The organism is Microbacterium protaetiae, assembly GCF_004135285.1.
GTDB classification, from domain to species: Bacteria; Actinomycetota; Actinomycetes; order Actinomycetales; family Microbacteriaceae; genus Microbacterium; species Microbacterium protaetiae.
In genome coordinates, this window is sequence record NZ_CP035494.1 from 972,848 (window position 1) to 996,346 (window position 23,499).

Consider the following 23,499-nt stretch of genomic DNA (forward strand, 5'->3'; position numbering starts at 1 on the left):
CGCCAAATTCCCGCCGGATTCTTGTTGAACGAGAAACCAAGCCCCGTCGCCTCCCGCGTCACCCAGAATGAGAGTCGCCCCGCACGTCGAAGGAGACGCCATGACCACCACCGTCCACACCCGGGTCGCCATCGTCGGCGCCGGCCCCGCCGGGCTGCTGCTCGCCCAGCTGCTGCGCGGCGCCGGCATCGACTCGATCGTCGTCGACAGCCGTTCGCGTGACGAGATCGAGCAGACGATCCGCGCCGGCATCCTCGAAGAGGGCACCGTCGAGGCGCTGGTGGCCGCCGGCGTCGACACGCACGCGCACCAGGTCGGAATGCGCCACGACGGCATCGAGCTGCGCTTCGACGGCGCCGGGCACCGCATCGACTTCGCGGACCTGGTCGGCCGCGGGGTGTGGCTGTATCCGCAGCATCTCGTGCTGCAGGATCTGCTGGCAACGCTCGTGCCGGCGGGCGCCGACATCCGATTCGAGACCACCGCGGTGCGCGTCGACGATGTCGACGGCGAGCGCCCGCGCGTGGTCGTGACCGGCCCCGACGGCGCAGAATCCGAGATCGCCGCCGAGATCGTGATCGGCGCCGACGGCTCACACTCCGTGGTCCGCCGGGCGATGTCGGGCTCGCGCGCGGGTCTGTATCGGGAGTATCCCTTCGCGTGGTTCGGGATCCTCTGCGAAGCCCCGCCCAGTGCGCCCGAACTCATCTACAGCAACTCACCGAACGGCTTCGCGCTGATCAGCCAGCGATCCGACACCGTGCAGCGGATGTATTTCCAATGCGACCCCGACGTCGACCCCGCCTCGTACACCCAGGAGCAGCTGTGGGAGATCCTGCAGTCGCGTGTGCCGGGCACGACGCTGCACGAGGGCCCGATCTTCCAACGCGACATGCTGCAGTTCCGCAGCTTCGTGGCGCGCGAGCTGCGCCGCGGACGCGTCGTGTTGGTGGGGGATGCCGCGCACACCGTGCCCCCGACCGGCGCGAAGGGCATGAACCTGGCCATCGCCGACGTGCTACTGCTTCACGGCGCGCTGCGCGCTTTTCTTCTGGAAAACGATCCCCGGCTGCTTGACGGCTATGAGCAGACGGCGCTGCACCGCATCTGGAAGGCCCAGAACTTCTCGTGGTGGATGACCAGCATGTTGCACCAGATGCCCGAGGCGTCGGACTTCGACCGGATGCGGCAGCTGGGCGAACTGCGATCGGTCACCGATTCGCGCGCCGGGCGCACGTATCTCGCCGAGGCCTACACGGGGTGGCCGCTGGAGTTGGGAGGCTGATATGTAGTGATCATCGCGCGGCTACGCACGAGATGTGCGACAGGTCCATCAGCGGCTGAGGTAACCGCCGTCTATCGGCAAATACGCACCGTTCACAAACGACCATCCGTCCTCGGCGACTGCGGCGACGACCTCGCCTACCTCACCAGGTGTTCCCATCCGACCGATCGGGTGCGCCTCGTCCAAGGCTTTCCGCGTCGCATCGTCGAACACCGCTTCCAATCCCGTCTTGATGAAGGCGGGCCCGATTGCAATGGAACGGATGCCCTGTTTTGCATAGTCGACCGCGATCTGCTTGGTGAGGCCGATCACGGCGTGTTTCGCTGCAACGTACGGTGCGAGGCCCGGAAAACCGACCGTGCCGAGAATCGACGCGATGTTCACAATGACACCTCCGCCGTGTTCCACCATTGCAGGGATCTGCGCCTGGATGCCGTTGAACACTCCGTCGAGGTCCACGGAGAGTGTACGGCGCCAGACATCGGCAGGGACCTCAGCAATCGGATGCGGCGGCGGAGCCACTCCTGCGTTGTTCACGGCGACGTCGAGTCTGCCGTACATCAGCACCGCATGCGCGACCAGCGCGACGGAGTCGGCGGACGACGTCACATCGACGTGGAATGCTCGCGCCTCGCCAGCTTCCTCAGCGATCAACCGCGCGGTCTCGGCGGCAGCCTCGTCAGCGATGTCGGCGACGACAACGCGGGCACCACGCGCTGCCAGCCGGATGGCGATGGAACGGCCGAGACCCGCTCCGGCGCCGGTCACGACAGCGACTTTTCCCTGCAAGGACGACATGATCTGAGTCTCCTTTACTCGATCACCGTGGTACTGCTGGTCACTCAGGTCCACGCCATGTGCAGCCACTCACTGCTTGGCGTAGGTGAGCGCGTTCTTGTATTCACCGAGCGGGATGCTGCCAGGTGCGAGGACCTCGGGAGAGACTCGCACGCGCAACTCCTGCCTAACGGCCTCGGCGATCTCAGCGGCCAGGCGCGCCGCCTCGCTGTCGTCAGCAGCGAGCTCGATCTCGAGCGGGATGGGGTCATCGAACCGAACCTGATCGTTGCTGTCCTTCCGGACTCGCAGCGAGCCAACGGCGCTACCGCCAACCTGCATCGCGATGTCGCGAATCGCCGACGGATACACGTTCATCGCCTTGTAGATGAGCATGTCGTCAGTGCGGCCGATGCAGCGCACCGTGGGGGTTGTGCGCCCGCATCGACACGCGACGCCGGTGACGGACAGCTGGTCGCGCGAGCGGAACCGAACCACCGGGCATGCCTCGCGATCGATGGTCGTGTAGACGGCTTCGCCCGTGACACCGGGCTCCCACGGCAAGTGGGCCCCGGTCTCGGGATCAATGAGTTCAACGAGCACGTGCGGCGCGGCCGTGAAGTGCATCCCGTGCCCTTCGGCACACTCAGCCCACAAGACCGGCAGCACGTCGCCGAGCCCCATGATCTCGCTGACCCTCGTGGCCCCCCAGACGTCCGCGATGCGCTCGCGGATCTCGGGCGCGCCCAGACCGGGCTCTCCCCCGGCGATCACGGTCCGCACGGCCAGTTCGCGGGCAGGTCGCCCCAGTTCCGCCTCACACTTCTCGGCGAAGAAAGTTGCAAAGGACGCGGTCCCCAACAGTGTGTTTACGCCGAGCCTGTTAATCATGGCGACCATCCGCGTCATGGTCTGACCCCCCACCCACGCCAGTGTTCCGCCAGCCTCGCGGATGCCATCGGCATACGCGATGCCACCAGCGACCATGGGCATTCCTGTGGTGTGAGCGGTCAGGCTGCCACGGCCGATGCCCGCGGTCGCAAACGCAGAGCCCACCGCCCGCTTCCACGCCGTCCAGTCCGCTACGGTGACGCCGAAGAACATCGGATCTCCTGTCGTGCCCGACGATGAAATGACCTGCACGAGGTCGCGCGTGGCCGCCACCTGGAGCCCACCCAGCGGCTGCTCCCGGGTGGCATCGGCCTGCATCGCACGCAGTTCTCCCTTCGTCATGAACGGCAGGTCGGCGAGAGAATCGACCGTACCGAACTGCCCCGGTTCGACACCGGCGAGCCGCTCCCGCCACGCTATTGAGGCGCCTCGGAGCCGCCTCAACAGATCCGGCACCTGCGCGGCGAGGTCAGATTGCCGGGTTGCCCAGTCGCGAGGATCCCGCATCCCCTCCATCTCAGCCATGTGTGTGCCCCTCCGGCAGCGACGACCGCTTGCCCGTCGGTATCGCACCGGTGGCCACGCCGAATACGTTTGATGTGATTCGATCCATCAGCGGGATCGAAGCCGTTCGGGATTCGGCCTGTTTCGCCACCCATACTGTCTCGGGTCGGCACTGCAGCAGCATGATGTTGTCGGGCCCCGGGACCTCGCGGTCGACGGCGAACTCGATGTCCTGTGGCGCCTTGTGTAGCTTCTCGAGCACCTTGCCCAGGCGTGCGATCGCGATCGCCTCGTCGTCAGTGAGGCAGAACCGCGCGACCCGCTCGTCGTCCACCGCGCGACTGGTATGCCCGTCGACATACTCAATGCGTTTGTCACCCAACTTCTTTTCGATGACACCGAAGTTGATCTTGTCGATCGCGAACCGATCGGGGCTGACTTCGCCGCCGACGACGGCGAGTCCCACACCCCAGCTCGCCTCTATCACGATGCGTGAGCGGTCACCGGTGCTCGGACTGACCGTGAACATCACACCCGACGACCGAGCCTTAACGGTCTTCTGCACGACCACGGCCATCGAGACCTCCAGCGGCGACAGTTCGCGGTCGAGCGCATATGTGAGGGCATGCGGGGTAAACGCACTTCCCCAGCACCGCTTGACGTGCTCGACGACGTCGTCAACGCCGACGATGCCGAGGAATGTCTCGTACTCTCCGGCGAAGCTCGACTCGGCGGTGTCCTCGGCCGTCGCACTCGAGCGCACAGCCACCGAGACATCTCCAATTCCGAGCCGGTCACCAAGTTCGCGATACCGGAGGCCGATCGCATCCGCGATATCGTCAGCGACCGTCGCTGCGGAAAATTCCCGCTCGATCAGTCGTGCCACCACGATGAGTTGCTCTTGGTCGGAGAGATCGTGCGAGAGCAGAATCTCACCGATCCGCTCGTTGATCCCGGAGCCCTCGAGGAACGCCCGGTGTGCGTCGGTGGTCACTGCGAACCCAGGTGCCACCGAAAGTCCTTCCTGCGTCATACGAGCAAGTCCCAGCGTCTTGCCCCCGACCAACTGCACGTCCAGCGCCTCTGGCGAGCTGAAATCGACCGTGATCATGCCAGCACCACCTGCCCTGCGCCGCCGTCGACTCTGATCCGCTGGCCGGTCGTGATGCGTGAGGTCGCAAAGCCGGTGCCTACCACGGCCGGCAGGCCGTACTCGCGACAGACGATGGCCGCATGGCACATCATCCCGCCGATGTCGGTGACCACCGCCGCCGCGATGGAGAACCCCGAGCCCCAAGATGGTGCGGTGATCGGTGCGACGAGGATCTCACCCGGCTGTAGCGAGGGCAGGTCCTTCTCCGTCAGGATGATGCGCGCCGGACCCTCGACGACGCCGGGAGCTGCAGCGGCTCCGGTAAGTCGATCGCCGTCACTACCGCCCGCGCCCAGCCAGTCACGGATCCGGTCGGTGGTAACTCCATAGTTCATGATCGCGAACGGGTCAGTGATCTCGTCGGGCGGCGTTCCCAATGCAGGCAGTGCGGGAGCAGCCCGCAGCGCCGACATGATGACGCGTCGCCGCTCCACTTCGGCCTGCCACTTCTGTGCGCCCCGCGGTGCGACACCGATCGCATGGGCCGCGACGAGGTCGTTGAGCGCCTCATCGAGTTCGAACCGGTTGAGGTAGAAGATGTCCTCCGGATCGAGCAGGAACCCGGCGTCGGTAACGACTTTCGCCAACTCGCGGATCTTGTCGAAGAACGCCGAGTGCGTCCAGTGCTCAACGTAGATGTTGTGCTCTTCGATAAACGGGAACACGTTGCGCGCCAGACCCAGCATCTCGTCAAACTGTGCCTGCTCGTCAGGCGAAAGCAACGAACGGTATTCATCGACGATCTCATCGCGCTCATCGCGTAGCGAATCAACGTCTCGGGTGATGTCTTCGCCCTCCCGGAGCATCCCGATGTAACGGATGATGCCGTCGAACGGGATCTTCGGGTCGGTGAGCCAGGTGTCCTGGTCGTGCAGAAACCCATACTCGGCAAAGTAGTTGAACCAGGGATCTTTCGCCTTCTCTAGTTTGGCGAGCCAGTCGCGGCCAGCCGGGGTCGCATCCAGCGCCGCGGCCACCGCGTCTGGGTCACGCATCTCGACGATGACGTCGGCCACGCCCGAATCGACGGCCGTGCGTGCTAGGCCCCGTAGCTCATTGTCGGGGCGGAAGGCGAGCACGTCGACGCCCGCGACCATGCGTGCCACGGACTGATCGGTGATCTCGGGAAAGAACTGCTTGCACGTCTGAAAGAACGTGATGTAACCGCCGTAGCCGAGGTTCAGGAACTCGAAATGGTGCTGCCAGGCGAGGAAGAACTCCTCGATGAGTTCGTGATAGCCGCTGATCAGATCCCATGCGGTCGACCGGCCGCGGGCTTCGGTCACCACCTCGAGCGGCTCATACTCTGCCAGCGCCGGGAAGGTAATGGCACGCATGCGCTTGACCAACTCAAGCATCTTGTCCTTCCACTGCGAGTACAGGATGTCCCAGTTGGCGTAGTAGTAGCCGGCCCGCTCTTGGAAGTGCGCTAGGCGCTCGTTGATCCGGTCGGGATCGGTGACGCCAGTCGGCGAGATATACACGTACCCATTGACGATCCGCATGTCCAGACCGAGCGAGGTGGGCAGTGCAAAGATGCGCGCGCTACTCTGCCCCGCCCCCAGGTACACTGCCTCGGCGCCGATGCTGTCCAGCGGATGCACCGCCCGCGACCAGTGCATCGTGTCGGCGAACCACAGGCGCGCGTCCTCGACATCCTTTCCTTCGGGCTGAGCAGTGGTGAAATACGGGTACATGGACGCCCAGTCTTCAGCGCCGGCCGGCGGGGGCCACTCGCGGAAGAAGGGGAAACGGGTATCGGCCATTGAAGTGCTCCTTTACACGTGGGGTCGAGTGCTGTCTGCGGGGGCGATGTGGTCGGTGAGGTCCGCGATGGAGTCGACGATGACGTCGGGGGTGCGCGTCCGATCGGAGGCGTCGGCGACAGCCTTACGGGTCAGTGCGCCCGTAAGGACACCGATCGACAGAGCATCCATCTCGCGGGCCAGAGCGACTTCGGCCGGAGCATCTCCGACAACGGCGATGGCGACCGCGTCCCCACCAAGCTGACGGCGCAGAGTTGCGGCCAGCGCGTCGGAGGGTTTGCCTAGTACGACAGGCTCGACGCCGGTGACCCACGCAATGGCGTGCGCGGTCGCGGCCGATGTGCATACCGACCGACCGCGGCCGCCATGGAACCAGGGCGTGTTGACAGTGACATAGAGAGCTGCGCCATTGTCGGCGACCGCGTGGCAGGCGGCCCCGAGCCGTGACATGTCCAAGATGTCCACCGCACCGACGACAACGACGGACACGCCCTCTGCGTCATCCACTGTCACGTCGACATCAAGGGCGGCGAGCGGTTCGACGATGCCCTCTTCGGCGATCGCGAGAACGCGTGCGCCCGCATGCGTCGCGGCGATGTACGCGGCAGCGGCGCTCCCTGCCGTGATGAACTCGTCGTCGCTCAGGTCGAATCCCATTTCGCGGAGCTGCTGGGCGTATCGGTGTGGCGTGCACGCCGACGCGTTCGTGACCACGCGCATCGCATGACCACTGTCGCGTACTGCACGGATGAACTCCACTGCACCTGGGATGGGCGTACCGCCCTGCCCTCCCGCGCGCGACGTGCTGACGAGGCACCCGTCGACGTCGATCACCCATGCGTCGACCATGTTCAACGCTCCAGAGACAGGAGTCATGACGCACCATTCCGCGTCACCGAGACCCTCGTGTCGCCGGTCGTGAAACTGAACGCAGTCAGCTTCGGCCCCGCCTCGAACGCTGCCAGCACGTCGCGCAGACTCTGGGCGGGACCTGCCTCACGCTTCGCGACCATCGCGTCGACCTGGGTGGAGGGCATCACCGCGCGGAGCAGGAGATCCTCATCGCTGGTATCGCGCCCGAAACGCTCGCGCAGTTCCGTCAGGCTTGGCGCTTCGGGAGTCGGCTCACCACGCCGACGAGCGCGCGACGAAGCATTTGCGCGGTCGAGCAGGCCAGGGTCGATGTCGCCGGGAAGTGGTCCAAAATCGCCCAGCAACAGATCGATGACTTCATCAGAGATCTGCGCATAGCGCTCACCGGTCAAAATGTTTAAGGTTGCCTGCGTCACGATGTACTGCGCAAACGGGGTGACCACGATCGGCCATCCGAGGTCGCGACGCACCTGCACACTCTCTTCGATGACGGCTTGGAGCAGGTCCTTCTTACCGATCTCAGCAAGCTGGCGCTCTAGTGTGCTCATCACACCGCCGGGGATGTTGTGCCGGTAGTAGGCCTCCTCGTACTCGGCCGGGACGCCGACCGGCAGCCGGTGCAGCTTCGCGTGCCGAGTCAAGATCGCGGATGCCTCGCGCATGGCGTCGTCGTCAACGTCGACGGTATGCCCCCGCGCGCGTAGGTTCTCGGCCACACGGATGCCACTGGAATGCGAATTGCCGTACGCCAGGGGTGGGAGGGCGGTGTGCAGGATGTCCATGCCCTGGTCGGCGGCCTCGAGCAGGGTGACCGGAGCCAGCCCGGTACTGGCATGCGTGTGCATCTCACGGAAAGGCGTGCGGGTCAGCTGTCCCCGCAGACGAGGTACGAGGTCACGCACGCGATCAGGGGTAAGCAACCCCGCAGGATCCTTGAAGTACACGCTGTCGATCGCATCGGAAGCATCCAGCTCGGCGATCTTGGCGAGGTAGTATTCGTCAGTGTGCACAGGGCTGATGCTGTAGCACAGACCACCAACGACCTCTTCGAACCCCACACGCTTGGCCATCTCAGCCGTACGGATCGTATCTTGCATGTTGTGCATCGGATCGATCACCCACAACCTGGTGACGCCATTGCGTCGCAGCAGATCGAAGGCGAGCTCGAATAAGTTGTCCGGCGTACGACCGAACGTGATGAATCGCTTTCCGGTGGTGAGGAAACCGAGGGTGACGTCGGGAGCGGCGGCCCGCACGGCGCGGATGCGCTTCCACGGGTCCTCGGCTCCGAAGCGAACCGCAGTTGCCATCGTCGTGCTGGAGAACATCTCGATGGCGCGATAACCAACTCTATTCATCGCGGGAGCCACCGAGGCGGCCAGCCGATTCGTGACACCCGTGGCGCCCCAAAGGCTCTGGTTACCGTCACGAAGCGAGACATCGACGAGAGAGATGTTAGCCATGGACCAATTCCTCCACAATCGTGGCCAGCCAGTGGGTGGTAACCGCGTTTTCTGCGAAGTCGGGGTGCCTTATGATCTCGCGCAGCAGCGGCAGGTTGCTGCGAACGCCACCGATCTGGAAGCGGCCGAGGGCACGGCTCATGCCCGCGACGGCGCTGCCGCGATCGGCACCGAATGAGATGAGCTTGCCCATCAGCGCATCGTAGAACGGCGGGAATACGTAGCCCTCATAGATGTGCGAGTCCAAGCGCACGTCGCCCGAGACCGGCGGACGCCACCGAGTGATGCGGCCAGGCGAGGGCATGAGTCCTGTCGCCGGGTCCTGTGCGGTGATACGCGCCTCAATGGCGTGGCCTTGCACTGTGACATCGTCCTGCGTGAGGCTGAGCGGCTCACCGAGCGCGACGAGGATCTGCTCACGCACGAGGTCGACGCCCGTCACCGCCTCGGTGACCGGATGCTCCACCTGCAACCGCGGGTTCACTTCGAGAAAGCTGAGCTGCCGTCGCTCCGTGTCATACAGAAACTCAACGGTACCCAGCCCGACATAGTTCAGCTCCGTCGCGATACGCAGCGCACTGGCATGCAAGAGAGTCCGGATGTCGCTGGGCAGCGCCACGCAGGGTGCTTCTTCGACGACCTTCTGATATCGGTACTGCACCGAGCACTCACGTTCGCCGAGATGCAAGCGGTTGCCGTGTCGATCACCGAGCACCTGCACTTCGACGTGCTTGGCATCACGGATATAGCTCTCCACGAACACTGTGCCGTCGCCAAACGCGGCCATTGCCTCTGAGCTGGCGACCTGCCAGGCGGAGGCCAGCTCGGCAGCATCTTCGACAAGCTTCATGCCGCGCCCGCCGCCGCCATAGGCAGCCTTGATGAGCACGGGGAACCCGATGTCGGCAGCAAGAGTGTGCGCCTCTTCGAGCGTGTCTGCGCGGCCGCCTTGTACCAGCGGCACGTCGAGCGATTCAGCCAGGGCGCGGGCGCGCAGCTTGTCGCCGAGCGCCGTCAGTTGCTCGATGGAGGGTCCCACGAAGACCAGGTCGTTCTCGGCGCAGGCCGCGGCGAACGCGGGTTGCTCGGAGAGGAAGCCGTAACCGGGGTGCACAACCGTGCACCCCGTGCTCGCGGCCGCGTGCACAACCGTGGGGATCGACAGGTAGCTGTCCGCGGATTTAGGCCCGCCCAGCACGACGACGCGGTCGGCACGGTGGGCGGCGAGCGTGTCACGATCGGCGGCCGACACACCCAAAACAGTCTCGATTCCGAGCCTGCCGCAAGCGTCCACGATGCGAACTGCGATCTCACCGCGGTTGGCGACAAACATGCGGGTCATGTCATTGCCCGTCAGGTCGGATGGTGAACACGACCTGCCCGAATTCCACGAGTTCGCCGTCGGAGACATGCCGATCCACGATCGTGCCGTCTACGGGAGCCTCGACCGAGTTCATCAGTTTCATGACCTCGATGATGCACACGGGCGCTCCCGCACTCACGCGCGCGCCGATCTCGACGAACGGGGGTTCGCCAGGCTTCGGAGACAGGTAGACGGTGCCCAGCAGGGGCGAGGTGATCTCGATGTCGCCCGCGACCGCATGCGCCGCTGTCGACGCAGGTGCTTGTGCGCTCAATATCGCGGAGGCCGGCGCCGCGGCGGGTGACTTCGTCGGCACGGCCACCGATGGTGCAACGACCGTCGGCGTGGATGCCGAGGCGAGCGGCTCGGACGCGGATCCGCGGCGCACTTCGATACGCGCGTCGCCCTTCTCAAAAATAAAGTGCGTGAAGTCCGATGCCTCGAGTGCCTCGAGGAACATCGCCAACTCTTCGAAATCGACGTCCATGTAGCTCCTGCATCACTTTGTTCGCGCAGCCGCACCGAAGCGGCGAGATTGGCGGACGACGCTCGCGCGCAGCGCACCTGAGATGAAAGTACGAAATTCGTTCGTCATGCGCAATAGTTTGTGAGATAGTTGCGCTGTGCGAAATGAGGACGCGGGGATCGTCACATCCGTCGATCGCGCTCTTCAGTTGCTCTTGCACCTGCGGGAGAGTGACTCTCTCACGGTGAAAGCGGCATCCAGACGTCTCGGGGTCGTCCCCTCGACTGCTTACCGCCTCCTGGCCACCCTCACCTCGCGCGGATTCGCTGTCCAGGAAAGCGACCGGAGCTACCGCGCAGGACCCGAGTTGGTTCGACGTGTCGTAGACCAAGTCTCACTGGACGAGCTCCGTCGCGCGAGCCGCCCGACGCTGCAGCGGCTCCACGACGAGGTGGACGACACCGTTCAACTCATGGTCCTGGCGGGTTCAGACATCCAGTTCATCGACGGGATCGAATCCAGCGCAGCGTTGCGCGTGGCGGCACGGATAGGTGGCTACATGCCTGCATACTGCTCGGCGGGTGGCAAGGCGATCCTGGCTGCGCTTCCGTGGGCAGAAGTGGAACGGAGGCATCCTACCGGGCTCGCCCCCTGGGGGTCCGCCAAAGTGCAGTCACTATCCGAGCTCCAGAATGAACTCGTGCACACACGTAGCGCGCGCTATGGCTTCAACAGCGATGAGACCGAGGTTGGCGTCACCGGCGTCGGCGTCAGCATCCAAGGATCAGCAGGGAGCGCGGTGGCCGCATTTACCGTCGCCGTTCCGACTGCTCGATTCCGCCAGCCGGATCTTAGCCACTACGTCAGAGCGCTGACCACCGCTGCGCAGTCTGCATCGCGCACGCTGCGCCGCGCACTGCCACACGCCGACCGCCCCTGAGCGCCTCGTCTCACTCGGCGAGCCAGGCCGCGTATGCGTCGAAGGTGTACGGCCGACCCAGAAAGTCGGCGACCAGGTCAGCGGCATCCCCCGTCCCGCCCCGGGCCAGCACCCGGTCGCGGTAGCGGGCGGCGACCTGCGGCGCGAACATGTCGGCACGGTCGAAGGCGCTGAACATGTCTTTGGCGATCACGAGCGACCACATGTAGGTGTAGTAGCCCGAGCCGTAGCCGTCGAGGTGCCCGAAGGCGCAGTGGAAATGCGTGTCGTCGATGTAGGGGAACACCGAGTACGCCGCCTGCGCCGCGCGCACCGCCTCGGTCAGGTCGGCGGGGACCGACTCGTGAATACCGAGCGACAGCGCCGCATAGAACATCTGCGTGCGCGCATGAAAGCCCTTGCCGAAGTCGTCGGCGGCGCGCATCCGCTCGACGAGATCCGCGGGGATGGTGCGGCCGGAGTCATCGGTGGCGAACGTGGCCAGCACCGCGGCATCCCACGCCCACTCCTCCAGCATCTGGCTCGGGGCCTCGACGAAATCCCACTCGGTGGCCACGCCCGAGAAGCGCACCCATTCCTGGTCGCCGCCGAGCACGTGGTGGATGAGATGCCCGAACTCGTGGAAGAGCGTGACGACCTGGCTGTGCTCCATGAGCCCGGTGCCGAAGTTGCACACGAGCACCCCCTCGGGCAGCTGCCGGCCGCGCACGCCCGACGCGAGGTCGAACTGCGCCGCGTGCTTGTACTTGCCCTCGCGCGGGTGCAGGTCGAGGTGGATGCGGCCGATGCGCTCCCCGTCGCGCAGCACATCGTATGAGGCGACGTCCTCGTGCCAGCGGGGCGCGTCCACGCGCTGCCAGCTCAGGCCGAAAAGGCGCCCGGTGACATCGAGAAGCCCCTGCCGCACCTTCTCGAACGCAAAGAACGTACGGGTCAGCTGGGCGTCGACGGCGTAGTCCTCTTTGCGCACGAGCTCGGAGTAGTAGTTGACGTCGGCGGTGTCGATGTCGCTCGCGTCGGGCACGTCGTGCTGCAGCCGGCGCAGCAGCACAGCTTTGTCGCGCTGTGCGCTCTCGGCTGCGGCATCCGCGATCTTGTCGATGAAGACCCCGATCGCCGCGCCGTCGCCGATCATCTTGACCTCGGCGTCGTAGTCGGCCCAGTTCGCGTAGCCCAGCAGCCGCGCGTGCTCGGTGCGCAGCGTCAGCAACCGCTGCAGCACGGCATTGTTGGCCGGCCAGGCGATGTTCAGACGCTGCGCCGTCATGGCGCGGCGAGTGGATGCCACGGAGCAGAAGGTGGCCAGGGGCACCGAATCGGGGTAGTCGGTGGTGACGGCCACAAGACCGTCGTCGCCGGGTTCGTGGGCGCGCATCCAGTCGTCGGGCATGCCGGCGAGCTCGTCGGGACGCACCCGGATCGTGCGGACCCCGGCCCGGATGTTCTTGCTGAACTCCTGCCCGGCCAGCAGCTCTTGCTGGGCGAGCTCGCGCAGGCGCTCGCGGGTGGCCTGGTCACGGTCGACGCCCGCGCGGCGGAAGTCGCGCAGGATGCGCGCGAGCAGGCGGGATGCGTCGGCGTCGAGGCCCGACCCGTCGACGGTGCTGACGATGTCGTACAGCTCGCGGTCCAGGCCGAGGTCGGTGTGGAAGGCATCGACGCGCTGCATGGCCTGGTCGGCGGCGTCGCGCACGGCCTGATCGGGATTTGTCTGGGAGTAGACGGATGCCGCGGCCGCGGCATTGGCGACGGCGATCTCGATGTCGTTCCAGGCGTTCAGCACGTCCAGCGCGTCGGTCGGCGGCGTCGCGCGCAGGCCGGCGGCGAGTTCGCGGGCACGAGCGAGTTCGCCATCGCAGCGGGTGCCGATCCAGGTGAGGGTGTCGGCGGCGTCGGGCAGGCGAAGAGGTTCGGGAGTCACCGCAGAAGACTACGCCGCCCGCGCGGGGGTGCGCAGATGCCGGGCCACGATCACCCCGGGCACGAGGAACAGCAGCACGGCCACCAACTCGACGAGAAGGGGCAGGGTCCAGGCATCCGTCACCTCATGCAGCGCGCCCAGCACCAGGGGGCCGGCTGCAGCCACGGCGTAGCCGAGGCCCTGCACGATGCCCGAACGGCCTGCGGTGGTGTGCTCGTCGTCGCCGAAGGCGTTGATCATGATGAAGACGACCGTGATGCCGCCGCCCTGCGCGAGCCCGCCGATGATGCACCACGCCAGCCATAGCGACGGTGCGAACAGAAACCCGAGCGGCACGGCCAGCCAGCCGATCCCCACGCACAGGGCGCCCACGAGAATCGACGAGCGCAGCGTGATCACCGGCAGCAGCAGGCTGCCGATCATGCCGCCCACCTGAAAGATCGCGGCGATAGCTCCGGCCGCATTGCTGCTGAAACCCTGGTCGGTCAGCAGGGTCGGCAGCCACGCGGTGATGGCGTAGAACGCGAACGCCTGCCCGCAGAAGGCGGCCGCGAGCAGCCAGGTCGGGCCATGCCGCAGCACCGAGATGCGCGGGGCGTCGGCGTCGGGGCGCGGTCCGGGCTTGGGCGCGAAGGCCGCGCGCACGCCGCGCAGCGCTATCCAGGCCGCGAGCGAGACCAGCCCGAGCACCGACCACGACATCACCGCCCAGCGCCACCCCACCACGTCGGCCAGCGGCGCCGTGCCGACGGTGACCATCATGGTGCCGACGTTGAGCGCGGCCGTGTAGACGCCGGTCATGGTGTGGGCGCGGCGTGCGCTGAACTCCCGGGCGATGATGATCGGCAGCACGACGTTGCCGATCGTCACGAACGCGCCGAGCACCGCCGTGCCGATCAAGGCCATCACGATGCCGTCCAGCGAGCGCAGAACGCTGCCGACGACGACACCGCCCAGGGTCAGTGAGAGTGCGACATCCGCCCCCGCACGCCGGATGATCGCTATCGCCAGCGGCGCGCACACCGCGAAGCACAGCACCGGGATGGTGGTCAGCAGACCGACCACACCGGCCCCGACCTGCAGATCGGCGCCGATCGTGCGCGCGACGGGCGCGACCGAGAGGATCGGCCCGCGCAGCATCGTCGCCGACAGGATGATGACGATCACCAGCACCGGCAGGGAACGGGATGCTGGCGCGCGGTCGGACATGTTCAGCAACGCTACTCGCGCCCGATCCGTTTCACTATCTGCGTAGTGATAAATCAGCCGTCAACCCCGGCGAGGCGGCGCAGCAGCGCCGTGAACGTCTCGAACTCGTCGTCATCGAGTACCGCGAAGTGCGTGCGCTGGTCGGCGTCGACGGCGTCCCGCGCCGTGGCGCACGCGGCGCGGCCGGCGTCGGTGGCCACGACCACATTGACCCGGCGGTCGTTCGGGTCGGGCTCGCGGCGCACCCATCCGCGCCGCTCGAGATCGTCGATCACGCTCACGATCTGGCTCGGGTCCAGGCGCAGGAACTCGCTGAGCTCGCGCTGCGTGGGGCGCGCATCGGCGCAGGCCAGGGCGAGCACCGAGTATGACCGCACCTTCAGTCCATGCGGGGCGAGAGATGCCGTCGCATCGGCCAGCGACAACGCGTTGGCGCGCGCGAGCAGAAAAGCCGGATCACTTCCCACCGATGTCGCCCACAACGGTGAAGCAGTGGTCTGTGCCGTCTCACCCATCGCGCCTCCTCGTCAGCCATCCTGCCAGAACACAACCTTTGACATTTTCAATGATCTGCGATTTCATCTGAATAACGCAAGAGCGAAGGAGCAGCGATGTCACTCGAAGGCAAGGTCGCCATCGTCACCGGGTCGGGCCGCGGTCTGGGCCTGGCATACGCGCAGGAACTGGCCCGGCAGGGCGCCGCGGTCATCGTGAACGACGTCGACGAGGCCACCGCGGCCGAGGCCGTGGCATCCATCACCTCCGCGGGCGGAAAGGCTACGGCCGTCGTCGCGCCGGTCGGCTCGACCGAGACGGCCCAGCGGCTCGTGCAGGCCGCCGTCGAGTCGTACTCACGCCTTGACATCGTGGTGACCAACGCCGGCGTGCTGCGCGACAAGGTGCTGTGGAAGATGAGCGACGACGACTTCGACACGGTCGTGAACGTGCACCTGCGCGGCACCTTCACGTGCGTGCGCGAAGCGGTCGGGTACATGCGCGAACACGAGATCGCCGGGCGCGTCATCGCCATCGGCTCCCCCGCCGGCCAGCGCGGCAACTTCGGCCAGACCAACTACTCCGGTGTGAAGGCGGCGATCGTCGGCATGGTGCGCACCTGGTCGATGGAGCTGCGCAAGGCCGGCATCACCGCGAACGCGGTGATCCCCGTCGCGGCCACGGCGATGACCGCGACGATCCCCTACTTCGCCGCGGCCGTCGAGGCCGAGCAGGCCGGCCAGACGCTGCCGGCCTTCTTCCGCCACGATCTCGGCTTCGGCACCGCCGACGACGTCGCGGGGCTCGTCGCGTTTCTGGCGTCGGATGCCGCTGCCGGCATCACCGGACAGGCGATCGGTGTCGGCGGTGACCGGCTGCAGATCTGGGCGCACCCCGAGCCGGTCTTCAACGCGTATCACGAGGGAGGGTGGAGCGTCGAGGCGCTCGAAGACGCCCTGCCCGACATCATCGCCGCACACCGGCAGTCGGTCGGCGAGAGCTTTCCGCCACTGCCCGACGAATTGCAGCGGTAGTAGCGACGTCGTTTCGACTCGCTTCGCTCGCTCAACGACCGAGAAGAGGCATCCATGGCCCGCTACGAACCCGCGATCGACGTCGACGCGCTGACGGCGATCGACACGCACGTGCACATCGAGGTCGACGCGCACGGACACTCGTCGATGCCGGCCGAACTCAGCGAGGCGGCATCGGCCTACTTCAGCACGAGCGGGCCACGGCCCGACCTCGATTCGGTGGCCGCGTACTACCGCGAGCGCAAGACGGCCGCCGTCGTGTTCACGGTCGACGCCGAGACGCAGCTGCACCACCCGCCGGTCGACAGCGCCGACATCGCCGCCGGGGCGGCGCGCCACAACGACATCCTCATCCCCTACGGATCGGTCGATCCGCGGCGGCCCGATGCACTCGATCGCATCCGGCGGCTGCTGGATGAGAGCGGGGTGCGCGGGTTCAAGTTCCACCCCACCGTGCAGGGGTTCGACCCGAGCGACGAGCAGTACTATCCGCTGTATGCCGCGATCCAGGATGCCGCCGTCCCGGCGCTGTTCCACACCGGTCAGACCGGGATCGGTGCCGGCATGCCCGGCGGCTACGGTTTTGGGCTGGCCCTGTCGAACCCGATGCTGCTCGACAGCGTGGCGGCCGACTTTCCCGACCTGCAGATCATCATGGCCCACCCCTCGGTGCCGTGGCAGGACGAGGCCCTCTCGGTGGCGACTCACAAGCACAACACCTGGATCGACCTGTCGGGGTGGAGCCCGAAGTACTTCCCCGCCGAACTCGTGCGGGCCGCGAACTCGTACCTGCGCGAGCGCATCCTGTTCGGCTCGGATTTTCCGCTGATCACCCCCGACCGGTGGATCGGCGACGCCGAGAAGACCGCACTGTTCAAGCCCGAGGCACTGCCCGGGATCATGAAGAACAACGCCGCGCGCCTACTGGGGCTGGGAGGCTGACATGCCCGCGATCGACGCAGATGCCGTCATCGGCATCGACCCGTACGGGTTCGCCCAGACGCACCTGAGTCCCGCCGCGCAAGCCGCGTTGCGCGAGCTGCGCACGGTGCTCGAGCGCGACATCCACCCCCTGCTGACCGACGCGTGGGAGACCGCGACAATGCCGCAGGGTGTGCTGGGCGCGCTCGTTCCGCTGCACCTGATGGACCCCGACGGGGTCGACGAGGCCGAAGCCCGCTCGAGCATGTTCGCCGGGTTTCGCACGTATCTGCTCGCACGCACCGACGTGTCGGTGGCGACGATGTACAACGCGCAATCCGGGTTGTTCCGCGCGATCGTGGGGCAGGGCGGCTCGGCCGAGCAGGTCGCCGTGCTCGAGCCGCGCATCCGCTCGTTCGCGCTGAAGGGCGTGTTCGCCCTCACCGAGCCCGACCACGGGTCGGACATCGCCGGAGGCCTGGCCACCGCAGCCCGTCGCGAGGGCGATGACTGGTTCATCGACGGCGCCAAGCGCTGGATCGGCGGTGCCGTCACCGCCGACGTCATCGCCGTGTTCGCCCGCGACGTCGCCGACGGGCAGGTCAAGGTGTTCCTTGTGCCACGCGATGCCGACGGCGTGACTGTGGACACGATCGGCGGAAAGGCATCGCTGCGCCCCATGCAGAATGCGCACATCACTCTGACCGAGGTGCGTGTGCCCGAGACCGCGCGGCTGCAGAACATCAACGGATGGCGCGATGTGTCGGCGGTGCTGCGCACGATGCGATCGGATGTCGCCTGGATCGCCGCGGGACTGCAGGCCGGCGCCGTCGAGGCAGCCACCCGCTATGTGCGCGAGCGCGAGCAGTTCGGCCGGCCGATCGCCGGTTTCCAGCTCGTGCAGGAGAAGCTCGCACGGATGCTGGGCAACGCTGTGGCATCGCTGGCGCTGGCCGTGCAGCTGTCTGCCCGCCAGGATGCCGGCGACTACCGCGACGAGAACTCCGCCCTGGCCAAGATGCAGACAGCGCTCCTGGCCCGGCAGACGGTCGCGTGGGCCCGTGAAGTGTGCGGCGGCAACGGCATTCTGCTCGAGAACGACGTCGCGCGCTTCTTCGCCGACGCCGAGGCCGTGTATTCGTACGAGGGCACGCACGAGATCAACGCCCTCATCGTCGGGCGGGCACTGACCGGCTCCTCGGCCTTCATCTGAACGACATCGACAGGAGAGAACATGACCACCACCGTCGTCTACACCGACCTTCCCACCCTCGTCGGGCACGACCTGGGCTTCTCGAGCTGGATCGAGATCACCCAGGACCGCGTGAACACCTTCGCCGACGCCACCGACGACCACCAGTGGATTCACGTCGATCCCGAACGCGCGAAGGACGGCCCGTTCGGCGGACCGATCGCCCATGGCTTTCTGACCTTGTCGCTGACGATTCCGATGTGGACCGAGCTGCTCGAGGTCGAGGGAGTGAGCACGAAGGTCAACTACGGGCTCGACAAGGTGCGCTTCGTCTCGCCGGTGGCCGTGGGCGCCCGCGTGCGGATGAAGGCCGTGATCGCCGAGGTCACCGAAGTCGCCGGCGGCTATCAGATCGCCGTGGATCAGACCATCGAGGTCGAGGGCGGCACCAAGCCCGCCGTCGTCGCCCGGGGGCTCAGCCGCTTCTACGCCTGAGCCCGGCGGGGCGCGGCATCCATTCTTCAACGACGAAGGAGAGACATGCTCAACCAAGGCATCGGCACCTGGGTGAACCGGCGCGCGCAGCGCATGCGCGAAGACGCCGCGGTGACGTTTCGCGACCAGCGCATCGGCTACGACGAGCTCGATGAGCGCATCGTGCGGCTCGCCGACGCCCTGCACACCCGCGGGGTGCGCGCCGGCGACCGGGTGGCGTACCTGGGCAACAACCACCCGTCGTTCCTCGAGGCGCTGTTTGCCACCACGATGATCGGGGCGATCTTCGTTCCGCTGAACACGCGTCTGGCCCCGCCCGAGATCGAGTTCGCCGTCGACAATTCGGGGGCCACCACGCTCATCTTCCAGAGCGCGCTGCTCGAGCTCGCCCGTGCCGGCACCTGGTCGAGCTCTGCCCGCCGGCGCATCTGCGTGGGCGGCAGCGACATCCCGGGCGTCGAGGACTACGACGAGGTCGTCGCGTCGGGTGCGCCCGACTACCGGGACCACCTGGTCGCTCTCGATGACCCCGCGCTGATCCTGTACACCTCGGGCACCACTGGATACCCGAAGGGGGCCGTGCTCACGCACGGCAATCTCACCTGGAACACCTTCAACGCGCTCGTGGATTACGGCATCGGCGCGGGCGAACGCGTGCTGCTGATCTCGCCGATGTTCCACGTCGCCTCGCTCGGCATGGGCGCCCTGCCGATTCTGCTGCAGGGCGGCACGGTCGTGCTGCACGAGAAGTTCGAGCCGGGCGACGTTCTGCGCGCGATCGAGCGGGAGCAGGTCACGATGCTCTCGGGCGTGCCCACGACGTACCAGCTGATCGAGGAGCACCCCGACTGGGCCACCACCGATCTGTCGAGCCTGCGCCATCTGACCTGCGGAGGCTCCACGATGCCGAAGCGGATGCTGGAGGCCTACGAAGCGCGCGGGCTGCACTTCTCGTGCGGATACGGCATGACCGAGACGTCGCCGGGGGCGACGGCGATGCCGCCGCATATGAGCGTCGAGAAGATGGGATCGTCGGGCCTGAAGCACTTCTTCACCGACGTGAAGGTCGTCAATGAAGAAGGGCGGATGTGCCCGCCCGGCGAGGTCGGCGAGATTCTGGTGAGCGGACCGAACGTGATCACCGAGTACTGGCGGCGCCCCGAGGCCACGGCCGAGACGATCGTCGACGGATGGCTGCACACCGGCGACCTCGGCTACCTCGACGAAGACGGCTACCTGTTCGTCGTCGACCGGTTGAAGGACATGATCATCTCTGGGGGCGAGAACATCTACTCCGCCGAGGTCGAAGGGGCGATCATGCAGATTCCCGAGATCTCGGGCGTCGCCCTCATCGGGATGCCCGACCCGAAGTGGGGCGAGGTGCCGGTGGCTGTGGCGACCCTCGACGAGGGCGCGTCGCTGACCGCGGCCGAGGTCATCGAGCGGCTGCAGGGTCGGCTGGCGAAGTACAAGATCCCGCGCGACGTGAGGTTCGTCGACGAACTGCCCCGCACCGCCAGCGGAAAGATCCGCAAGGGCGATCTGCGCACGCAGTTCGGCGAGTAGACACCGGCGGCATTCGGCGTCGCGTGTGCGGGCGCGCGCGCCGTGCAGCCGCCGGCATCCCCGGCATCCTCCCGGCATCCTCCCGGCATCCTCCCGGGGATCCCCCTTCCGGCATCCCCCTGTATCCCGCTTCCGGCATCCCCCTGTATCCCACTTCCGGCATCCCCGGTATCCCACTTCCGGCATCCCCCGCGGGGAGTGAGTATGCACTCAGTCGTCACAAACGGCCCCCTCAACGCACCACAAGGGGCCATATGCGACGACTCAACCCGCAGCACCAAAATTCAGTCGTCACAAACGGCCCCCTCAACGCAGCCCGAGGGGCCATATGCGACGACCGAAGAACGAGCATGGATGCTGCGGGGATCCCACGACATGGCGACGGCGCCCAGCACGACGGCGACAACCCGCACCGCTCATCGCGCCGCACGGCGCACGCTGCGGCATCCCCCGCATCCGCCGGCATACCCCCGGGGGAGTAAGTATGCACTCAGTCGTCACATATGGCCCCTTCAGCGCACCACAAGGGGCCATATGCGACGACCCAACCGACAGCCCGAAAATTCAGTCGTCACAAATGGCCCCTTCAGCGCACCACAAGGGGCCATATGCGACGACTCAACCCGCAGCCCCAGAATTCAGTCGTCACAAACGGCCCCCTCAACGCACCCGGAGGGGCAATATGCGACGACCGAAGAACGAGCATGGATGCTGCGGGGATCCTACGACGTCGCGACGGCGCCCAGCACGACGGCGACAACCCGCACCGCGCACCGCGCAACCGATCCGCGCGCCACGCGCGGCGCACCGCGCACCGCTCAGCGCGCCGCGGCGCCGGCCAGGGCGATCCGGCAGGACTGCAGCATCCCACTCAGTGCTTCGACATCGCCGAGCGTGAGCGCCGCCGTCATATCGCGCTCGATCTCGGCGGCGGGTTCGCGCATGCGGTCGAGCAGCTCGTGTGCGGCGTCGGTGAGGAAGATGCGCAGCTGCCGCCGCGACGAGGGATCGCGCACCCGCTGGACGAGCCCGCGTGACTCGAGAGCATCCAGCAGTTGCGTCATGCTCTGTGCGCGTACGAACGACGTGCGCGCCAGCTGCGCGGCGATCAGCCCGGGATGCCGCTCGAGCACCGTCAGCGCGGTGTACTGGATGGTTGTGATGCCGTGCGCCGCCGCCAGCTCGTCCAGGCGCGAGCGCACCGCAAGCTCGACCTGCTTGATGAGATACAGCAGTGTCACCGGGGGCGCTTCGGTCGCCGTGGTGACCGATGATGGTGCGCTATCGGGCATCTGCGGCGACCTCCTCAGGCGTGGGTACCGGCGGCGCCGGCGGGCGGCGCCGCGCGGTCCATCGGTTCACGGCATCCGCCACCGACGGTACTATCCCGCGCGGCAGCAGCAGCAAGAAGACCACGAGCACAACACCGTATCCGGCGTACTGCAGAATCGGGCCGGCCGTCGGGGGCAGTCCGGGCAGCGCGGCCAGGGCGCTGAGCAACTGCAGCCACAGGCTCAGCGCGACAGCGCCCACGACACCGCCCCACAGCGTGCCGAGCCCCCCGACCATCGCCATGATGACGTAGCCGAACGACGCGAGCGGCGGGTAGGACTCCTGGCTGACGAACGGCGTGAAGAAGGCGCCGATGCCGCCGGCCAGGCCCGCGAAGGCGCCGGCGATGGCGAAGACGACCACCTTGCTGCGCAGCACCGCCACGCCACTGGATGCCGCCGCGCTCTCACTGCCGGCAAGGGCCCGGATGCCGCGGCCGAACCGAGAGTTCACCAGATTGTGTGCGACCGCCATGGCACCGGCCAGAGCCGCCAGCGCGAGGTACGCGTAGGGCAGCTGGCCACTGAACACGACGGGGCCGATCGAGAGGGGCGGGATGCCGAAGATGCCGATGCCGCCGCCGAGGAACGGCACGGTGGCCATCACGGTCTGGATGATCAGCAGCACTGCGAGCGTGCCGAAGGCGAGGTAGTGTCCGCGCAGGCGCAGCAGTGGCCAGCCGATCAGCGCCGCCACCGCCGCACCCAGTATGGGCGCCAGCACGAGGGTGAGCAGCGGCGGCACCCCGAGGTTGACGGTGAGGGCGGCCACGCTCAGGCCGCCGACGGCGACGAACGCGCTCTGCCCGAGCGAGACCTGACCGGCGTACCCCATGAACAGCGAGAGTCCGGTGACCACGACGGCGGCCAGCACCGTCTGCACGAAGAACGTCAGATCGTTCAGCACCAGCGGGATGATCGCGAGGATCACGAACACGACGATGGCCGCGATCCAGCGCACCGGGCGCAGAATCGGCCGGATGCGCACGGCACTGGTGCTCATTTGGCCTCCTCGGTGGTCATGCTGCGCGCTCGCACGATCATGATGACGAGCATCATCAGCAGCGCTATCGGGGTCTGATACGAGCCGTTGCCGTAGGCGGCCACGAGCTGGCCGACCACGCCGAGGATCACCGCCCCCAGAAACGTCAGCCACGGACTGCGCAGGCCGCCGAAGATCGCGGCGGCGAATCCGCTGAGAACGAGGGGAAGGTCGGACGACACCGAGATCGCCGTCGTCGGCGCTATCAGCACGCCGGCAAGGCCGCCCAGGATGCCCGCGATGCCGAACGCGACCAGACCCATGGCTCGGGTGTTGATGCCCACCAGCCTCGCCGCGCGGGGGTTGGATGCCGCAGCGGTGAGGGCCTTGCCGATGTCGGTGCGGGCGAAGAACAGGCTCAGGAGCGCGAAGGTGACAAGTGCCACCACGAAGACGAGCAGTCGCTGGGTTTCCAGGCTCACGCCGAAGATGTCGACGCTCCCGGTCACGCCGGGCGGCGAGACCGGCGTCTGTCCCCACACCGCGATGACCACCGCTGCGGCGATCATGCCCAGGCCGAGGGTGATCAGCAGCGCGATCATGGGCGGCGTGCCGGGCTTGCCGATGGCGACGATGCCGATGGCCACGCCGATCACCGCGCAGCACAGCACCGCCACCAGTTCGGCAAGGCCGTGCGGCAGCATCCCGCCCAAGAGGCTGTAGGAGATCATCGCGCCGAACACCGCGAGCATGCCCTGCGCGAAGTTGAGCACGTGCGTGACGCGGTAGACCACCACGATGCCGCTGCCGATCAGGGCGAACGAGCCGGCTAGTGCCAGACCCGAGATGACATAGGTGAGGAACGCCTGCAT

At 66.8% G+C, this 23,499-nt stretch carries 21 protein-coding genes; 7 read left to right on the forward strand and 14 right to left on the reverse strand.

Features of this window, described 5'->3' with window-relative positions; genetic code table 11:
• Window positions 1–100: 100 nt before the first annotated feature.
• Complete coding sequence (locus ET475_RS04440) at window positions 101–1,285, forward strand: 4-hydroxybenzoate 3-monooxygenase (protein WP_129386402.1); 1,185 nt, start codon at window positions 101–103, stop codon at window positions 1,283–1,285.
• A 48-nt stretch (window positions 1,286–1,333) separates the two neighbouring features.
• Here the strand turns inward: ET475_RS04440 and ET475_RS04445 are convergent, their stop codons facing one another.
• The 8 genes from ET475_RS04445 to accB are packed head-to-tail and all read right to left on the reverse strand — an operon-like array spanning window position 1,334 to window position 10,562.
• Window positions 1,334–2,137, reverse strand: a complete 804-nt coding sequence (locus ET475_RS04445; RefSeq protein WP_207205405.1) for an SDR family NAD(P)-dependent oxidoreductase — start codon at window positions 2,135–2,137, stop codon at window positions 1,334–1,336.
• A 15-nt stretch (window positions 2,138–2,152) separates the two neighbouring features.
• The gene (locus ET475_RS04450) at window positions 2,153–3,478 is read right to left on the reverse strand and encodes a phenylacetate--CoA ligase family protein (protein ID WP_129386404.1); all 1,326 of its coding nucleotides are present in this window, start codon (window positions 3,476–3,478) and stop codon (window positions 2,153–2,155) included.
• On the reverse strand, window positions 3,471–4,568 hold the full coding sequence (locus ET475_RS04455; protein WP_129386406.1) for a PEP/pyruvate-binding domain-containing protein: 1,098 nt from the start codon (window positions 4,566–4,568) through the stop codon (window positions 3,471–3,473). Before ET475_RS04455 ends, ET475_RS04450 begins: the two co-directional genes overlap by 8 nt.
• Complete coding sequence (locus ET475_RS04460) at window positions 4,565–6,376, reverse strand: PEP-utilizing enzyme (RefSeq protein ID WP_129386408.1); 1,812 nt, start codon at window positions 6,374–6,376, stop codon at window positions 4,565–4,567. Before ET475_RS04460 ends, ET475_RS04455 begins: the two co-directional genes overlap by 4 nt.
• 12 nt (window positions 6,377–6,388) lie before the next feature.
• On the reverse strand, window positions 6,389–7,252 hold the full coding sequence (locus tag ET475_RS04465) for an HAD-IIA family hydrolase (RefSeq protein ID WP_129386410.1): 864 nt from the start codon (window positions 7,250–7,252) through the stop codon (window positions 6,389–6,391).
• Window positions 7,249–8,712 carry a pyruvate/oxaloacetate carboxyltransferase gene (locus ET475_RS04470; protein WP_129393660.1) on the reverse strand — a complete coding sequence of 488 codons (1,464 nt, stop codon included), beginning with the start codon at window positions 8,710–8,712 and terminating at the stop codon, window positions 7,249–7,251. Before ET475_RS04470 ends, ET475_RS04465 begins: the two co-directional genes overlap by 4 nt.
• Window positions 8,705–10,123 carry an acetyl-CoA carboxylase biotin carboxylase subunit gene (locus ET475_RS04475; protein ID WP_242497761.1) on the reverse strand — a complete coding sequence of 473 codons (1,419 nt, stop codon included), beginning with the start codon at window positions 10,121–10,123 and terminating at the stop codon, window positions 8,705–8,707. Before ET475_RS04475 ends, ET475_RS04470 begins: the two co-directional genes overlap by 8 nt.
• Window positions 10,056–10,562, reverse strand: a complete 507-nt coding sequence (accB, locus tag ET475_RS04480; RefSeq protein ID WP_129386412.1) for an acetyl-CoA carboxylase biotin carboxyl carrier protein — start codon at window positions 10,560–10,562, stop codon at window positions 10,056–10,058. Before accB ends, ET475_RS04475 begins: the two co-directional genes overlap by 68 nt.
• Before the next feature lie 136 nt (window positions 10,563–10,698).
• On the opposite strand from accB, the gene ET475_RS18385 reads away from it, so the two are divergent.
• A complete protein-coding gene (locus ET475_RS18385) occupies window positions 10,699–11,481 on the forward strand; it encodes an IclR family transcriptional regulator (protein WP_129386415.1) in 783 nt (260 codons plus the stop codon).
• 10 nt (window positions 11,482–11,491) lie between these two features.
• Here the strand turns inward: ET475_RS18385 and ET475_RS04490 are convergent, their stop codons facing one another.
• The 3 genes from ET475_RS04490 to ET475_RS04500 are packed head-to-tail and all read right to left on the reverse strand — an operon-like array spanning window position 11,492 to window position 15,126.
• Entirely contained in the window at window positions 11,492–13,402 is a 1,911-nt protein-coding gene (locus ET475_RS04490) for a M3 family metallopeptidase (RefSeq protein ID WP_129386417.1), read from the reverse strand.
• Window positions 13,403–13,411: 9 nt separating this feature from the next.
• On the reverse strand, window positions 13,412–14,611 hold the full coding sequence (locus ET475_RS04495) for an MFS transporter (RefSeq protein ID WP_129386419.1): 1,200 nt from the start codon (window positions 14,609–14,611) through the stop codon (window positions 13,412–13,414).
• 53 nt (window positions 14,612–14,664) lie between these two features.
• Window positions 14,665–15,126, reverse strand: a complete 462-nt coding sequence (locus tag ET475_RS04500; RefSeq protein WP_129386421.1) for a MarR family winged helix-turn-helix transcriptional regulator — start codon at window positions 15,124–15,126, stop codon at window positions 14,665–14,667.
• A gap of 96 nt (window positions 15,127–15,222) precedes the next feature.
• On the opposite strand from ET475_RS04500, the gene ET475_RS04505 reads away from it, so the two are divergent.
• From ET475_RS04505 to menE, 5 genes are read left to right on the forward strand one after another with little or no spacing between them, the layout of a single operon-like run.
• Window positions 15,223–16,140, forward strand: a complete 918-nt coding sequence (locus ET475_RS04505) for an SDR family NAD(P)-dependent oxidoreductase (protein WP_129386423.1) — start codon at window positions 15,223–15,225, stop codon at window positions 16,138–16,140.
• Between the two features lie 54 nt (window positions 16,141–16,194).
• Complete coding sequence (locus ET475_RS04510; RefSeq protein WP_129386425.1) at window positions 16,195–17,082, forward strand: amidohydrolase family protein; 888 nt, start codon at window positions 16,195–16,197, stop codon at window positions 17,080–17,082.
• A gap of 1 nt (window position 17,083) precedes the next feature.
• Window positions 17,084–18,274: an acyl-CoA dehydrogenase family protein gene (locus ET475_RS04515; RefSeq protein ID WP_129386427.1), complete on the forward strand. Its 1,191-nt coding sequence runs from the start codon at window positions 17,084–17,086 to the stop codon at window positions 18,272–18,274.
• 21 nt (window positions 18,275–18,295) lie between these two features.
• Window positions 18,296–18,748, forward strand: a complete 453-nt coding sequence (locus tag ET475_RS04520) for a MaoC family dehydratase (RefSeq protein WP_129386429.1) — start codon at window positions 18,296–18,298, stop codon at window positions 18,746–18,748.
• 45 nt (window positions 18,749–18,793) lie between these two features.
• A complete protein-coding gene (gene menE, locus ET475_RS04525; protein WP_129386431.1) occupies window positions 18,794–20,314 on the forward strand; it encodes an o-succinylbenzoate--CoA ligase in 1,521 nt (506 codons plus the stop codon).
• A gap of 818 nt (window positions 20,315–21,132) precedes the next feature.
• Here menE and ET475_RS04530 read toward each other — a convergent pair.
• From ET475_RS04530 to ET475_RS04540, 3 genes are read right to left on the reverse strand one after another with little or no spacing between them, the layout of a single operon-like run.
• Window positions 21,133–21,606, reverse strand: a complete 474-nt coding sequence (locus ET475_RS04530) for a MarR family winged helix-turn-helix transcriptional regulator (protein WP_129386433.1) — start codon at window positions 21,604–21,606, stop codon at window positions 21,133–21,135.
• Window positions 21,596–22,648 carry a branched-chain amino acid ABC transporter permease gene (locus ET475_RS04535; RefSeq protein ID WP_129386435.1) on the reverse strand — a complete coding sequence of 351 codons (1,053 nt, stop codon included), beginning with the start codon at window positions 22,646–22,648 and terminating at the stop codon, window positions 21,596–21,598. The genes ET475_RS04530 and ET475_RS04535 overlap by 11 nt, the downstream gene beginning before the upstream one ends.
• On the reverse strand, window positions 22,645–23,499 hold the full coding sequence (locus ET475_RS04540) for a branched-chain amino acid ABC transporter permease (RefSeq protein ID WP_129386437.1): 855 nt from the start codon (window positions 23,497–23,499) through the stop codon (window positions 22,645–22,647). Before ET475_RS04540 ends, ET475_RS04535 begins: the two co-directional genes overlap by 4 nt.